The sequence below is a fragment of the Dietzia sp. Alg238-R159 genome (assembly GCF_900537145.1).
Lineage (GTDB): Bacteria > Actinomycetota > Actinomycetes > Mycobacteriales > Mycobacteriaceae > Dietzia > Dietzia kunjamensis.
On sequence record NZ_UNRI01000001.1, the window covers coordinates 995,787 to 1,010,848 of the forward strand.

Sequence of the window (15,062 nt, forward strand, 5' to 3'; positions counted from 1 at the left end):
CCCCAGAAGACGAAGGACCCCACAGTGCGAATTGCGCAGTCCTGGCTGACCGAGATCCTGCAGCGGGCCAACGACGGCTGGTCCGTCAGCCCGGCCGAGCTCGACGCCGGTTTCGTGCGCGTCGGCCTCGAGGTGGAGGGTGAACCGGAGCAGTTGCCCGAGATCGACGGCCCGCTCACCATCGGCCGTGTCAGCACCATCGAGGAGCTGGAGGGCTTCAAGAAACCCATCCGCTTCTGTCTGGTCGACGTGGGCGGTGACGAGCCGCAGCAGATCGTGTGCGGCGCCCGCAACTTCGCGGAAGGCGACCTGGTCGTCGTCGCCCTACCGGGCACCGTCCTGCCGGGCGGGTTCGAGATCGGCAAGCGCAAGACCTACGGCAAGCCGAGTGAGGGCATGATCTGTTCGGCCTCCGAGCTGGGGATCGGCTCCGACCACAGCGGGATCATCGTCCTCGCCGAGGGCACCGCCGAGCCCGGGGACCCCGCCGGCCCGGTGTTGGCCGCGGGTGCCGGCGAGCGGGACACCGTGATCGAACTCAACGTGACGCCGGACCGTGGCTACTGCCTGTCGGCCCGTGGTCTGGCCCGCGAGCTGGCGTGCGGGTTCGACCTGGATTTCGCCGACCCGGCGGTCGAGCTCGGGCTGCCGTCGGAGAAGGAGGCCTGGCCGCTCGAGGTGACCGCCGAGTCCGGTGCCCAGCGGTTCGCCCTGCGCCGGGTCACCGGAGTCGACCCGTCCGCGCGGACCCCGTGGTGGATGGCGCGCCGCCTGCTGCTCTCGGGCGTGCGGCCGATCTCCCCGGCCGTCGACGTCACCAACTACGTCATGCTCGAGCTGGGTCATCCCATGCACGCGTTCGACGCGGGGCGCCTGCAGGGCGGGCTCGTCGTCCGTCGGGCTCGCGCGGGGGAGGCCCTCACGACCCTCGACGACGTCGAGCGCACGCTCGATCCCGAGGACGTCGTCATCTGCGACGACCGCGGCCCGATCTCGTTGGCGGGCGTCATGGGCGGTGCGAGCACGGAGGTCTCCGACGACACGACCGACGTCCTGCTCGAGGCCGCCGTGTGGGACACCCTCGCGGTGTTCCGGACCATCCGCCGCCACAAGCTCCCCAGCGAGGCGGGCAAGCGTTACGAGCGTGGGGTCGACGCCGCCGCGTCGATCGCGGCGTTGGACCGCGCGGCCACCCTGCTCGCCGAGATCACGGGTGGCTCCGTGGAGGCCTCTCTCACGGACGTCGGCTCGGCGCCCGTGATGCCGACGATCGCGTTCGGTCCCGAGCGCCCCTCGCGGGTGGCGGGGGTCGGGTATCCGGCGGGGACCACGCGCCGCCGTCTGGAGCAGATCGGGTGCACCGTCGCCGGCGATGACGCTGTGTTGCTGGAGGTGACCGCCCCGGCATGGCGCCCCGACCTGACCCTGCCCGCGGATCTGGTCGAGGAGGTGCTTCGCCTGGAGGGACTGGAGAACATCCCGTCGGTGCTGCCCACCGCGCCCGCCGGTCGCGGACTCACCGCGTTCCAGCGCGGCCGCCGTGCCGTGGGGCACGCCCTGGCGGCGGCCGGGCACGTCGAGGTGCTCACGTCGCCGTTCTGTGACCCGTCGGTGTTCGACGCCATGGGACTTGACGACGACGACGAGCGCCGCAGCACCATGGCCGTGGTCAATCCCCTCGAGAGCGACAAGGCTCATCTGGCCACCACGCTGCTGCCCTCGCTGGCCGAGATCGCCCGCCGGAACATCACGCGCGGGGCCCGCGACCTCGCGCTCTTCTCGGTCGCGCAGGTGTCCTTCCGGACGCCGACGACGTCCGGGGTCGACATACTGCCGGTCGATCGGGAGCCGACCCCGCAGGAGCGGGACAGCCTGGCGGCGTCGCTGCCCGACCAGCCGTTCCACGTGGCAGCCCTCTACACCGGTAGGCGCGAGCCGGGCGGGCACTTCGGCCCCGGCCGGGAGGCCGACGCCCTCGACGCGGTGGAGGCGGCGAGGATCGTCGGGCGGGCCCTCGGGGCCGAGGTCGAGGTGCGGGCGGCCGAGCGCGCACCGTGGCACCCGGGTCGCTGCGTGGAGGTCCTGGTCGATGGTGGCGACCGCGACGCCGGGCCGGGTGAGATCGTGGTGGTCGGTCACGCCGGTGAGCTACACCCCGCGGCGTGCGAGCGGCTCGGGCTCCCGGCGCGCACGTGCGCGGTCGAACTGGACCTCAACGCGATCGGCGCCCGGGAGGTGCTGCCGGCCCCGACCATCTCGCCGTTCCCGCCCGTGAACCAGGATGTGGCGCTCGTCGTGGACGTGGCCGTGCCCGCTGCGCAGGTCGAGGCTGCACTCCGCTCGGGAGGCGGGGAGCTGCTCGAGAGCGCGCGACTGTTCGACGTCTACACCGGCGCCCAGCTCGGGGACGGGCGTAAGTCCCTCGCCTACGCGTTGACGTTCCGTGCCGACGACCGCACCCTCACGGAGGACGAGGCGAGCGCATGGCGCACGGCCGCCGTCGAGGCGGCGGAGAAGGCCGTGGGGGCGAGCCTGCGTGGCTGACGGCCGACGCCCCGCCGGTGCACGGGTGCCGCGGGTCCTGTGCATCGCGGGCACGGACCCGTCCGGCGGCGCCGGGCTGCTCGCCGACACCAAGGCCGTCGCCGCGATGGGCGGGTACGGAATGGGTGCCGTCACCGCGGTCACGATCCAGAACACCGTCGGGGTGACCGGGGTGCACGCCGTGCCCGTCGACGACGTGATCGCCCAGCTCGACGCCGTCGCCAATGACGTGACGATCGACGCCGTCAAGATCGGCATGCTCGGTGAGGCCGCTCTGGTGGAGGCGGTCGGCGACTGGCTTCGTCGTCGTCGTCCACCCCACGTCGTCCTCGACCCGGTGATGGTGGCCACCACCGGAGGCCGGCTGGCCAGTGAGGACGCGGCGCGGATGCTGCGGGACCTCGTCCCGCTGGCGGACCTGGTGACGCCCAATGTCCCCGAACTCGCGGTGCTGTGTGGCGGCGAGCCCGCGGAGCACATCGAGACGATCGTCGGGCAGGCCGAGCTCGTGCACGAGCAGACCGGCTGCGCGGTGCTCGCCACCACGGGCGATCTGGACGACGGCAGTGCGGAGGACGTGCTGGTGGAGTCCGAGGGGGACCGACGCACGACGCTGCGTCTGCCGTTCGTCCGCGTCGACACCCCGCACACGCACGGCACCGGGTGTTCGTTGTCCTCGGCGCTGGCCACCGCGCGGGTGGGGGAGAGGGACTGGGAGGCGGCCTACCGCCGCGTCCGCCCGTGGATCGACGGGGCCCTCCACGGCGGTCTCACCCTGGAGGTCGGCCGCGGTTCCGGCCCGCTCGACCACACTTGGTTCCTGCACCGCTGACCTGGGACGGCGCGGCCGTCCGCACCGACTGTGTCGTACACCTGTGCGAGTATCGGTTCCGCCGAACGGCCGAGACGATCAGGAGCAGACAGTGAACACCTCCCACAACACCTCCCACAACACCTCGCAGACCCGATCGCAGGACGGGCACGAGGGCGCCGGGCCCCCCTCGTCAGAGAAGGCGTTGGACAGGGTCCGCAAACTCTTCGCCAAAGCCGAGAGCGTGGCGGGCACGCCCGAGGCCGAGGTCCTGCTCGAGCGTGCCTACGCCCTGCTCGCCAAGTACGGCGTCGACGAGGCGCTCGCGCGGACCGGTCCGGATACCGCCGCCGAGGTGGCGGTCATCGACCACGTGATCTCCGGGAGCTATCAACCCGACCAGGTGGGACTGGTGGCCGCCCTCGCCGCCGCGATGCACTGCCGGGCCGTCACGTCCGCCCGCGGCGACGGCACCCGGGTCGTGCACATCGTGGGGGTTCGCCGCCACGTCGAGCGGGTGGGCATGCTCGCCGGGGCCCTCACCGGGGTCATGCTCGCCGCAGCGGCCAGACAGCGGCCCTCCCCGGGTGTCTCCGCGGTCACCCACCGCAAGTCGTTCATGACCGGTTTCGCCTTCGAGGTGGGGCGGAGACTGGAGGCCGCCGAGCGGGGCGCGGTGGCCGAGAGCCGGGACGCCGCGGGCGCCGGGCTCGTCCTGCGGTCCGACTCGCAGCGGGCGGAGACCGAACTCCGTCGGCGCTTCCCGACCGCCGTCCGCGGTGCCCGCAGGCGGGTCGGTACGTCCGGGATCGAGGAGGGGCGTCGGGTCGGTGGCTCGGTGGATCTCGGCCAGCGCCGCTTCACGGGCGGCCGCCGGCAGATCGGGGCCTGACCCCGCACGCGGGGCGCCGGGCGGCGGGGCGTCGGACGGCGGGGGGCGGGGCAAGGGGCGCGGCTCGCCGGGGGAGATGCAAAACATTGCAAAGTGGTGCATACTCGTGCGTATGGCAATCACGGTGGCGGTCGCAGGTGCTTCGGGTTACGCGGGCGGGGAATTCCTCCGACTCCTACTCGGGCACCCGTCCTATGCGGCGGGGGAGTTAAAGATCGGCACGCTCGCCGCCGGGTCGAGCGCCGGACAGACGCTCGGGGAGCACCACCCGCACCTGCTGCCCCTCGCCGACCGCGCCCTCGCGGAGACCGAGGCGGAGACGCTCGAAGGCCACGACGTCGTGGTGCTGGGGTTGCCCCACGGGCATTCCGCGGCGATCGCCGAGCAACTGGGGCCGGACGTCCTCGTCGTCGACCTCGGGGCGGACTTCCGACTGGTGGACGCAGAGGACTGGACGGCGTACTACGGCTCCGAGCACTCCGGTACCTGGCCGTACGGTCTCCCGGAGCTCCCCGGGGCGCGTGAGGCGCTGCGGTCCACCCGCCGCGTCGCGGTCCCGGGGTGCTTCCCCACGGGCGCCACGCTCGCGCTGTTCCCGGCCGTCGCGGCCGGCCTCGTCGACGCCTCCGCCATCACGATCGTCTCCGTGACCGGAGCGTCGGGCGCAGGCAAGGCCGCCAAGGTCCCGATGCTCGCCGCGGAGGTCATGGGCTCGGCCAAGGCGTACGGCGTGACCACCCACCGGCACACGCCCGAGATCACCCAGAACCTTCGTGCGGTCACCGACGCGGAGGTGTCGGTGAGCTTCACCCCGGTTCTCGCCCCCATGGCCCGCGGCATCCTCACCACCGCGGTGGCGCCCACGACCGCGACCGCCGGGGAGCTCCGGGCGGTGTACGCCGAGGCGTTCGGAGACGAGCCGTTCGTCCACGTCCTGCCCGCGGGCGTGCAGCCCATGACCGCCTCCGTGCTCGGATCCAATGCGGTGCAACTCGGCATCGAGGTCGACGAGCGCGCCGGCCGCGCGGTGTTCACCGCGGCGATCGACAACCTCGCCAAGGGCACCGCCGGGGGCGCGATCCAGTCGATGAACCTCGCGCTCGGACTCCCCGAGACCGCCGGACTCAGCACCGTCGGCCTGGCCCCGTGACCGCGGACGCCCTGGCGGGCGCCACCTCCAGAGGCCGGGTCCACGGTCTCGAGATGTGGTGGGCCCCGGAGGGAACCCATGCGATGTTCTGGGTCGCCCCCGCCGGCTCGACCGGCATCCTCAACGTCCACGGTGACGGGGCGGACGCGGTGGAACTGCGGTGGAGCACCCTGAGCGCCGAGATCCCGTCCACCCGCGCGGTCGTCCTGCTCGACGGCCCCGGCGTCGGAGACCCCGGCGCGGACTTCACGGCCGCGCACGAGGTCGCCGAGAACGTCGCCCGGTTCGTCAGCTCGAGATCGGGTGTCGAGGCCGGCCCGATCGAGGTGCTCGTCTTCCGGCCTGACACCGATCACGCGCCGTGGCCGGAACCCGCACCGACGGCGGACGGAGCCGAGTTCCGTTTCCGACACCGCGGTGGCGCGGACGTCCGACTCGCCCTGACCATTCCCGACCAGCCCGGAGAGGCCTGACATGACCACCGAGATGAACGACGGCTCCACGCAGCTGACGCCGTTCGTCCGCGCGCACGTGCTCGCCGAGGCGCTGCCGTGGCTGCAGAAGTTCCACGACAAGATCGTCGTGGTCAAGTACGGCGGTAACGCCATGGTGGACGACGACCTCAAAGCGGCTTTCGCGGCGGACATGGTGTTCCTGCGCACCTGCGGGCTCAAGCCCGTGGTGGTCCACGGGGGCGGGCCGCAGATCACCTCCATGCTCGGTCGTCTGGGCATGGAGGGCGAGTTCCGCGGCGGGTTCCGGGTCACCACCCCCGAGGTCATGGACATCGTCCGCATGGTGCTGTTCGGCCAGGTCGGACGCGAGCTCGTCGGTCTGATCAACGCCCACGGCCCCTACGCGGTCGGGATCTCCGGAGAGGACGCGGGACTGTTCACCGCGGTTCGCCGGACAGCGATGGTCGACGGGGAACCCACCGACATCGGCCTGGTCGGCGATGTGCAGTCCGTCGACCCGCGGGCCGTCCTCGACCTCATCGAGGCGGGCAGGATCCCCGTCGTGTCGACCATCGCGCCCGACTCCGACGGAACCGTGCACAACATCAACGCCGACTCCGCGGCCGGGGCGCTCGCAGCGGCCCTGGGTGCGGAGAAGCTGATCGTCCTGACCGACGTCGAGGGGCTGTACACCGACTGGCCGGACCGCTCGTCCCTCGTGACGCATCTCGGTACCGAACCACTCGAGCGGCTCCTCCCGTCCCTCGAGAGCGGGATGGTTCCCAAGATGGAGGCCTGTCTGCGGGCGGTCCGGGGCGGGGTGCACGCAGCCCACGTCATCGACGGCCGCGTCGAACACTCGGTGTTGCTCGAGATCCTCACCGAAGGGGGCATCGGGACGATGGTCACCGAGGGCCACCACGAAACCAGGTCGCCGGCAGGAGTCGAGAAATGAACGACACGCACACCGTCACCGACACCCCGACCCTCACCGCGCGGTGGGACGACGCGCTGATGCGCAACTACGGCACCCCGCCGCTCGAGCTGGTCTCGGGCAGTGGCGCGACGCTCACGGGCGCCGACGGTCGTGAGTACGTCGACCTGCTCGGCGGGATCGCCGTGAACTCCCTCGGACACGGCCACCCGGCCGTGGTCGACGCGGTCAGTCGCCAGGTCGCCGAACTCGGGCACATCTCCAATCTGTACGTCCACCCCAGGGTGGTCGAGCTGGCCGAACGCCTCGAGTCCCTCTTGGCGGTGGACCAGCCGGTACGGGCCTTCTTCTGCAACTCGGGAGCCGAGGCCAACGAGGCCGCGTTCAAGATCGCCCGCCGGACGGGCCGGTCCCGCATCCTGGCAGCGGAGAACGGCTTCCACGGACGGACGATGGGGGCGTTGGCGATGACGGGCCAGCCCGCCAAGCGCGCGCCGTTCGAGCCCATGCCACCCGGGGTCGAGTTCTTCCCCTACGGCGACATCGACGCCCTGACCACGCTGGTGGAGCTGGCTCCGGGCGAGACGGCCGCCGTCATCATCGAGCCGCTCCAGGGCGAGGGCGGCGTCGTCGAGCCCCCCGAGGGGTTCCTCGCCGACGTGCGCGCCCTGTGCACCGAGCACGGCGTCCTCATGATCGTGGACGAGGTCCAGACGGGGATCGCCCGTACCGGTGCGATGTTCGCCTGCCGCAAGGCCGGGGTCGTGCCCGACGTGATCACCCTCGCGAAGGGGCTCGGTGGTGGCCTGCCGATCGGCGCGTGCCTCGGCGTCGGCGCCGCGGGCGAACTACTCACCGCCGGGCAGCACGGCACCACCTTCGGCGGTAACCCGATCTCGTGCGCCGCCGCTCTCGCCGTACTCGACACGATCGAGTCCGATGACCTCGTGGCACACGTCGACCGCCTCGGCAAGATCATCGCCGCCGAGATCGAGTGCCTCGACCACCCACTGGTCGACCACGTGCGTGGACGGGGCCTCCTGCTCGGGATCGTGCTCACCGCGCCCGCCGCCAAGGCGGTGGAGGAGGCGGCGCGCGGAGCCGGGTACCTGGTGGGTGCCACCACGGCGGACGTGGTCCGCCTCGCACCACCGCTCATCCTCACCGAACAGCAGGTCGCCGAGTTCGTGTCCGCGCTGCCCGGGATCCTCGACACCGCGTCGTCCACCATCGCAGCCCAGAAGGAGTCCTCGTCATGACCGGCCCGACCGTCAGCTCATCGACCGCGTCGACCGCGACCTCCACCCCTGCGGTCCGTCACTTCCTCCGCGACGACGACCTCAGCCCCGCCGAGCAGGCCGAAGTCCTGGACCTCGGGTTGAAGCTCAAGGCCGAGCCGTTCTCCGCCCGACCCCTGGAGGGCCCGCGGTCTGTCGCGGTCATCTTCGACAAGACCTCCACCCGCACCCGGTTCTCGTTCGACGCCGGGATCGCGGAACTGGGCGGGAACGCCATCGTCGTCGAGTCCGGCTCCACCCAGATGGGCAAGGGGGAGACCCTCTCCGACACCGCCCGGGTGATGTCGCGCTACGTCGAGGCGATCGTGTGGCGCACCTACTCCCAGGACGGCCTCGTAGAACTCGCCGCCCACGCGGACGTTCCCGTCGTCAACGCCCTGAGCGACGAGTTCCATCCGTGCCAGATCCTGGCCGACCTGCTCACCATCCGGGAGAACTTCGGCCGCACCGAGGGACTCCGGGCGGTGTACCTGGGGGACGGGGCCAACAATATGGGCCACTCCTACCTCCTCGGGTTCGCGACCGCGGGTATGCACATCACCATCGCGGCCCCCGAGGGGTATCAACCCACCGGTCAGGTGGTCGCCGACGCCGAGCGGATCGCCGCGGAGACCGGTGGTTCGGTGACCATCACGACGGACGTCGACCGGGCTGTCGACGGCGCCGACGTCCTCATCACCGACACCTGGGTCTCGATGGGCATGGAGGACTCGGCCACGCAGCGACTGCGGGACCTCGCCGACTACCAGCTGGACCGGGCGTCGGTGGCCAGGGCCTCGGACGACGTCATCGTGCTGCACTGCCTGCCCGCCTACCGGGACAAGGAGATCGCCGCCGAGGTGATCGACGGCCCCCACAGCCGAGTCTTCGACGAGGCCGAGAACCGACTCCACGCCCAGAAGGCGCTTCTGGTCTGGCTACTGGAGCGATCGTGACCGCCGTCGGCAGCGTCAGCAGGACGGCCCGGCACGCCCGGATCACGGAGATCCTGCGTCGCCGACCGGTGCGCAGTCAGACCGAGCTCGCCGAGGCGTTGGCGCAGGAGGGTATCGCCGTGGCGGTGGCTACCCTCAGCCGGGACCTGGACGAACTCGGCGCCGTGAAGCTCCGCGCCGCCGACGGAGGCGCCGGCCGCTACGTGATCCCCGAGGACGGCAGCCACGTGCCGGGAATCCCCGGTGGGACGGACCGCCTGGGCAGGCTGATCGCGGACCTGCTCGTGTCCGCCGACCACAGTGCCAACATCGCGGTCCTGCGCACTCCTCCCGGGGCGGCCAACTTCCTCGCCAGTGCCCTCGACCGGGCCAATCTGGATGACGTCGTCGGGACCATCGCGGGGGATGACACCATATTCGTGATGGCCCGCGAACCCGTCACCGGAGCTGAACTCGCCGACCGACTGGCCGGACTGGCACGGCGCCAGATCTGACCGGCCCCGCGCACACCGAACCACCCCGAACAGACCCCACACATCAAGGAGAACACCATGTCCGATCGCGTCGTCCTCGCCTACTCCGGCGGACTCGATACCTCCGTCGCCATCAGCTGGATCGGTCAGGAGACCGGTGCCGAGGTCGTCGCCGTCGCCATCGACCTCGGTCAGGGTGGTGAGGACATGGACGTCATCCGGCAGCGCGCGCTGGACTGCGGAGCCGTGGAGTCGGTGGTCGTGGACGCCCGCGACGAGTTCGCCGATGACTACTGCGCTCCCACGATCAAGGCCAACGGCCTGTACATGCGCGAGTACCCGCTGGTCTCGGCGATCTCGCGTCCGCTCATCGTCAAGCACCTGGTCACCGCGGCCAAGATGCACGGCGGGACCTCCGTGGCGCACGGCTGCACGGGTAAGGGCAACGACCAGGTCCGCTTCGAGGTCGGTTTCGGGGCGCTCGCGCCGGACCTCGACGTGATCGCGCCGGTCCGTGACTACGCCTGGACCCGTGAGAAGGCCATCGAGTTCGCCGAGCGGAACGAGATCCCGATCAACGTCACCAAGAAGTCGCCGTTCTCCATCGACCAGAACGTCTGGGGCCGTGCGGTGGAAACGGGCTTCCTCGAGGATCTGTGGAACGCCCCGACCAAGGACGTCTACGACTACACCGAGGACCCGACCATCAACTTCGCCGCCCCCGACGAGGTCACGGTGACCTTCTCCGAGGGCGTGCCGGTCGCGATCGACGGCCGCAAGGTGAGCGTGCTCGAAGCGATCGAGGAGCTCAACCGTCGCGGCGGCGCGCAGGGCGTCGGGCGCCTCGACATGGTCGAGGACCGCCTGGTGGGCATCAAGAGTCGCGAGGTCTACGAGGCGCCGGGCGCCATGATCCTCATCACCGCCCATAAGGCACTCGAGGACGTCACCCTCGAGCGTGAGCTCGCCCGGTACAAGTCCGGCGTGTCCGACACCTGGTCCAACGCGGTCTACGACGGTCTGTGGTTCTCGCCGCTCAAGTACGCCCTGGACGCCTTCATCGACAACACGCAGCAGCACGTGTCGGGCGACATCCGGATGGTCCTGCACGGCGGCTCGATCACCGTCAACGGCCGTCGTTCCGACTCCTCGCTCTACGACTTCAACCTCGCCACCTACGACGAGGGCGACTCGTTCGACCAGAGCTACGCGAAGGGCTTCGTCAACCTGCACGGCCTGAGCTCCAAGATCGCCGCCAAGCGGGACCTCGGCCTGTGAGTGCGGAGCAGGGCGACTCCGGGCGCCACGGCACCAACACGGGCTCCCTGTGGGGAGGTCGGTTCTCCGGCGGGCCGTCGGAGGCCATGGCCGCGCTGAGCAAGTCCACCCACTTCGACTGGGAGCTGGCCCCGTACGACATCCGCGCGTCCAAGGCCCACGCCCGGGTTCTGCACCGTGCGGGTCTGCTCACCGGTCCCGACCTGGACGCCATGCTCGACGGGTTGGATCGCCTCGCCGCGGACGTCGATTCGGGGGCGTTCGTCCCGGCGGAGTCCGATGAGGACGTGCACGGCGCCCTCGAGCGCGGCCTGATCGAGCGGGTGGGGCCCGAGGTGGGGGGCCGGCTGCGAGCGGGCCGGTCGCGCAACGACCAGGTGGCGACCCTGTTCCGCATGTGGCTCCGCGACGCCGTGCGGGCGGTCGCGGCGGGGGTCCTCGATGTGGTCGACTCGCTCGTCGGCCAGGCGGACGCCCACCCCGAGACGGTGATGCCGGGCAAGACGCACTTCCAGGCCGCGCAGCCGGTCCTGCTCGCCCACCAGTTGCTCGCGCACGCCCAGCCGTTGCTGCGCGATCTGGACAGGATCCGTGATCTCGACCGTCGTCTGGCGGTGTCGCCGTACGGATCGGGTGCGCTGGCGGGGTCGTCGTTGGGGTTGGACCCGGACGCGATCGCCGCCGAGCTCGGTTTCGACCGGGCGGCCGACAACTCGATCGACGCCACGAGCTCCCGCGATTTCGCCGCCGAGGCGTCGTACGTGCTGGCGCAGATCGCGGTCGACCTGTCCCGCCTGGCGGAGGAGATCATCGCCTGGTCCACGCCCGAGTTCGGGTACGTGACGTTGGCGGACGAGTGGTCGACGGGCAGCTCGATCATGCCGCAGAAGAAGAACCCTGACGTGGCGGAGTTGATGCGCGGGAAGACCGGTCGACTGATCGGTAACCTGACCGGCCTGCTGGCGACCCTCAAGGCGCAACCGCTGGCCTACAACCGCGATCTGCAGGAGGACAAGGAACCGGTCTTCGACTCGGTGGCGCAGCTGGATCTGTTGCTGCCGGCCATGGCCGGTCTCGTGGCCACTCTGGAGTTCCATCCGGAGCGGCTCGCCGAGCTCGCTCCCGCCGGGTTCACCCTGGCCACCGACATCGCGGAGTGGATGGTCCGGCAGGGCGTCCCGTTCCGGGTCGCCCACGAGGCGGCGGGGGAGTGCGTCCGTGTGGCCGAGAACCGCGGTGTGGGGCTCGACGAGTTGGACGACGACGAGTTGGCGGCCGTGGACCCCGCGCTGACGCCCGAGGTGCGCGAGGTCCTCACCGTCACCGGTTCGATCGCGTCGAGGAACGCCCGGGGCGGCACCGCGGGCGAGGCGGTGGCCGCGCAGCGCAGGCGGCTGGGCGAGATCCGCGACGAGTTCGCGGGCTGGGTAGGGTGAGCGCCATGTCCGTCATCGACGCACGTCTGCTCGAGATCCTCGCCTGCCCCGAGGACAAGGGCCCGCTCCTGCTCGCGGGATCGGAGACGCTGTACAACCCGCGTCTGCGCCGGGCCTACCGGATCGACGACGGCATCCCCGTGCTGCTGGTCGACGAATCCCGGCAGGTGGACGACGCCGAGCACGCAGAGCTGGTCGCCCTGGCAGGTGGAGGCACCGAGGGGTGAGTTCCCCGGACGACCGGACAGGCCCCGCCGTCGGCACCGATACCGATCGGTTCCGGTTGCTGCTGCGGGAGTCATCGCCTGACACCGCGGCCCGGGCTCTGCTCGGAGGGATCCTGACCCACGGCGCGGTCTCGGTGAGGATCATGGAGGTCGAGGCCTACGGCGGGCCACCGGAATCCCGCTTTCCCGACGCGGCCGCTCACACCTGGCCGGGCCCCACCCCCCGGAACGAGGTCATGTTCGGGGACGCCGGTCATCTGTACGTCTACCTGAGCCACGGGATCCACCAGTGCGTGAACATCACGTGCCGGCCCGCCGGGGAGGGCGGGGGAGTACTGCTCCGGGCGGCCCGCATCGCCGGCGGCCACGAGATCGTGGACTCCCGCCGGCCCGGCGTCCCGGCCGAGCGGGCCGCCCGCGGACCCGGCAATCTCGGCAGCACCCTGGGCATCGACCTCACGATGAGGGGCATCGACGTGCTCGACTCGTCGTCGTCGGTCCACTTCCGCCCGGACCCGCTCCCCGGCCACCACATCAGGTCCGGTCCGAGGGTCGGGGTCTCCCGCGAAGCGGACCGCCCGTGGAGGTTCTGGGTGGCCGGCGCGCGGGAGGTCTCCGCGTACCGACGCAGCCCACGGGCCCCGCAGCTGACCCGCCCCGTGGTGGCCGGACACGCCGAGTGAGGGACAATGTCCGTCGTGACCAACAACATCCTCGATGAACTGCAGTGGCGCGGGCTGATCGCCCAGTCGACCGATCTCGACGCGCTCCGGGCGCACCTCGACGAGGGCGCCGTGTCGCTCTACTGCGGGTTCGACCCGACCGGGCCGAGCCTGCACGCCGGTCACCTCATCCCGCTACTGACCCTGCGCCGGTTCCAGTTGGCCGGACACCGGCCGATCGTTCTGGCAGGCGGTGCCACCGGCATGATCGGTGACCCCCGCGACGTGGGGGAGCGGGTCATGAACACGTCCGACACCGTGGCGGAGTGGACCGAACGGATCGCCGGTCAGCTCGAGCGGTTCGTCGACCTCACCGAGGGGCCCGCGGGGGCGCGGGTCGTCAACAACATGCAGTGGACCGGCCACATGACGGTGATCGAGTTCCTCCGCGACGTCGGCAAGCACTTCTCGCTGAACACGATGCTGGGTCGGGACACGGTCAAGCGTCGGCTGGAGGGGGAGGGGATCTCCTTCACCGAGTTCTCGTACATGCTCCTGCAGGCCAACGACTTCCTGCAGTTGCGCCGCAACATGGGGTGCACGCTGCAGCTCGGGGGGTCCGATCAGTGGGGCAACATCGTCGGCGGTGTCGATCTGAACCGCCGGGTCGACGGGGAATCCGTGCACGCGATGACCGTTCCCCTGGTGACCTCATCGGACGGGAAGAAGTTCGGGAAGTCGACCGGAGGCGGGAGTCTGTGGCTCGATCCCGCGATGACGAGCCCGTACACCTGGTACCAGTACTTCCTCAACACCGCCGATGCCGATGTGGTGCGGTACCTGCGGTGGTTCTCCTTCCTCGGTAGGGAGGAGATCGACGAGCTCGAGGAACTCACCCGGGAGAAGCCGCACATGCGGGCCGCGCAGAAGCGACTCGCCGAGGAGATGACCACCCTGGTGCACGGGGTCGCCGCGACCGAGTCCGTCCAGGCCGCAGCGCAGGCACTCTTCGGCAGGGGAGAGTTGGCCGGCCTCGACGAGGCGACGCTCGCGGCGTCGCTGGAGGATGCCGGCGCTGTCGAGATCGCTCACGGTGAGCCCGCCACGATCGTCGATCTCCTGGTGGCCTCCGGTCTCTGCGACAGCAGGGGGGCGGCGCGGCGTGCGATCGGGGAGGGCGGCGCGTACGTCAACAACGAGCGCGTCTCGGATCCGGAATGGACGCCGACGGCCCCCGATCTCCTCCATGGTTCATGGCTGGTGCTCCGCCGGGGGAAGAAGAACTTCGCCGGGGTCAGGATTCACTGAGTCTGGAAGATCGTTGAAGGCGCCGGTGAACCCGGCGCCTTTGGCATTTCCGGGGGTCTACCTGCGGGTTTGCGTTTCCGTTCACGTCTGCGTAGCTTATTGGAAGTCGCCGAGAGCGGCCCGGGCCGAGAAGCCGGGGACGCCGAGGAGACGGGCTCCGAACAGCAGGAAGATCTCGCCGGTTTGACTCGGTGCGACCGGATAGCTAGGATAGAGAAGTTGCCCTCGAGAGAGTGGCTGCGGCGCCGCGAGGCGGGAAAGCGACCGGATTGTGAATCGGAACGTAGGCCTGTTACGCTGGTGGAGTTGCCCTCCTCGGGAGGGCAGCGGAGATCACCCCGGGTGAAGCGAGGCGAACAGCCCCGTGGAGACGGTGTGTGGGTGTTGTTTGAGAACTCAACAGTGTGTTTTGTTTGTGATAGTGCCAAATTTTTTGTTTGGTTGCGACCCTTTCACATCCCTGTCGTGGGGGTCGCGTTTTTGTTTGAACAGCCAGTTTTTGGTTTGTTTTTGCTTGGATTGTGCTTTTCGTAGTGCTGAGAAGCTTTTATGGAGAGTTTGATCCTGGCTCAGGACGAACGCTGGCGGCGTGCTTAACACATGCAAGTCGAACGGTAAGGCCCCTTCGGGGGTACACGAGTGGCGAACGGGTGAGTAAC

At 70.4% G+C, this 15,062-nt stretch carries 14 protein-coding genes and 1 rRNA gene; all 15 read left to right on the forward strand.

The genetic code is table 11. From position 1 onward, the window contains the following. Nucleotides 1-24 precede the first annotated feature (24 nt). The gene (gene pheT, locus G6R20_RS04660) at nucleotides 25-2,544 is read left to right on the forward strand and encodes a phenylalanine--tRNA ligase subunit beta (RefSeq protein WP_163375667.1); all 2,520 of its coding nucleotides are present in this window, start codon (nucleotides 25-27) and stop codon (nucleotides 2,542-2,544) included. Further along, nucleotides 2,537-3,376, forward strand: coding sequence for a bifunctional hydroxymethylpyrimidine kinase/phosphomethylpyrimidine kinase (gene thiD / locus G6R20_RS04665; protein ID WP_067714077.1), 840 nt, complete (start codon nucleotides 2,537-2,539; stop codon nucleotides 3,374-3,376). The genes pheT and thiD overlap by 8 nt, the downstream gene beginning before the upstream one ends. Nucleotides 3,377-3,467: 91 nt before the next feature. Continuing rightward, nucleotides 3,468-4,247 (forward strand): DUF2786 domain-containing protein, encoded by a 780-nt coding sequence (locus G6R20_RS04670; RefSeq protein WP_163375668.1) that lies wholly within the window; start codon nucleotides 3,468-3,470, stop codon nucleotides 4,245-4,247. Nucleotides 4,248-4,359: 112 nt separating this feature from the next. Continuing rightward, nucleotides 4,360-5,397 (forward strand): N-acetyl-gamma-glutamyl-phosphate reductase, encoded by a 1,038-nt coding sequence (argC, locus tag G6R20_RS04675; RefSeq protein ID WP_096905562.1) that lies wholly within the window; start codon nucleotides 4,360-4,362, stop codon nucleotides 5,395-5,397. After that, entirely contained in the window at nucleotides 5,394-5,870 is a 477-nt protein-coding gene (locus tag G6R20_RS04680) for a hypothetical protein (RefSeq protein ID WP_069390102.1), read from the forward strand. Before argC ends, G6R20_RS04680 begins: the two co-directional genes overlap by 4 nt. Before the next feature lies 1 nt (nucleotide 5,871). After that, nucleotides 5,872-6,807 (forward strand): acetylglutamate kinase, encoded by a 936-nt coding sequence (gene argB, locus G6R20_RS04685; protein ID WP_067714080.1) that lies wholly within the window; start codon nucleotides 5,872-5,874, stop codon nucleotides 6,805-6,807. Continuing rightward, nucleotides 6,804-8,045 (forward strand): acetylornithine transaminase, encoded by a 1,242-nt coding sequence (locus G6R20_RS04690; RefSeq protein WP_132063237.1) that lies wholly within the window; start codon nucleotides 6,804-6,806, stop codon nucleotides 8,043-8,045. The genes argB and G6R20_RS04690 overlap by 4 nt, the downstream gene beginning before the upstream one ends. After that, nucleotides 8,042-9,019 carry an ornithine carbamoyltransferase gene (argF, locus tag G6R20_RS04695; protein WP_119193436.1) on the forward strand — a complete coding sequence of 326 codons (978 nt, stop codon included), beginning with the start codon at nucleotides 8,042-8,044 and terminating at the stop codon, nucleotides 9,017-9,019. The genes G6R20_RS04690 and argF overlap by 4 nt, the downstream gene beginning before the upstream one ends. Continuing rightward, complete coding sequence (locus G6R20_RS04700) at nucleotides 9,016-9,513, forward strand: arginine repressor (RefSeq protein ID WP_082923787.1); 498 nt, start codon at nucleotides 9,016-9,018, stop codon at nucleotides 9,511-9,513. The genes argF and G6R20_RS04700 overlap by 4 nt, the downstream gene beginning before the upstream one ends. A 57-nt stretch (nucleotides 9,514-9,570) precedes the next feature. Continuing rightward, a complete protein-coding gene (locus G6R20_RS04705) occupies nucleotides 9,571-10,770 on the forward strand; it encodes an argininosuccinate synthase (protein WP_067714089.1) in 1,200 nt (399 codons plus the stop codon). After that, nucleotides 10,767-12,206: an argininosuccinate lyase gene (gene argH / locus G6R20_RS04710; protein ID WP_163375669.1), complete on the forward strand. Its 1,440-nt coding sequence runs from the start codon at nucleotides 10,767-10,769 to the stop codon at nucleotides 12,204-12,206. Before G6R20_RS04705 ends, argH begins: the two co-directional genes overlap by 4 nt. 5 nt (nucleotides 12,207-12,211) lie before the next feature. Further along, entirely contained in the window at nucleotides 12,212-12,433 is a 222-nt protein-coding gene (locus G6R20_RS04715; RefSeq protein ID WP_067714095.1) for a Trm112 family protein, read from the forward strand. A gap of 56 nt (nucleotides 12,434-12,489) precedes the next feature. Continuing rightward, on the forward strand, nucleotides 12,490-13,116 hold the full coding sequence (locus tag G6R20_RS04720; protein WP_119193437.1) for a DNA-3-methyladenine glycosylase: 627 nt from the start codon (nucleotides 12,490-12,492) through the stop codon (nucleotides 13,114-13,116). A 15-nt stretch (nucleotides 13,117-13,131) separates the two neighbouring features. Next, complete coding sequence (tyrS, locus tag G6R20_RS04725) at nucleotides 13,132-14,403, forward strand: tyrosine--tRNA ligase (RefSeq protein WP_163375670.1); 1,272 nt, start codon at nucleotides 13,132-13,134, stop codon at nucleotides 14,401-14,403. A 546-nt stretch (nucleotides 14,404-14,949) separates the two neighbouring features. After that, nucleotides 14,950-15,062: ribosomal RNA gene (locus G6R20_RS04730) — 16S ribosomal RNA — on the forward strand; the annotation flags it as partial.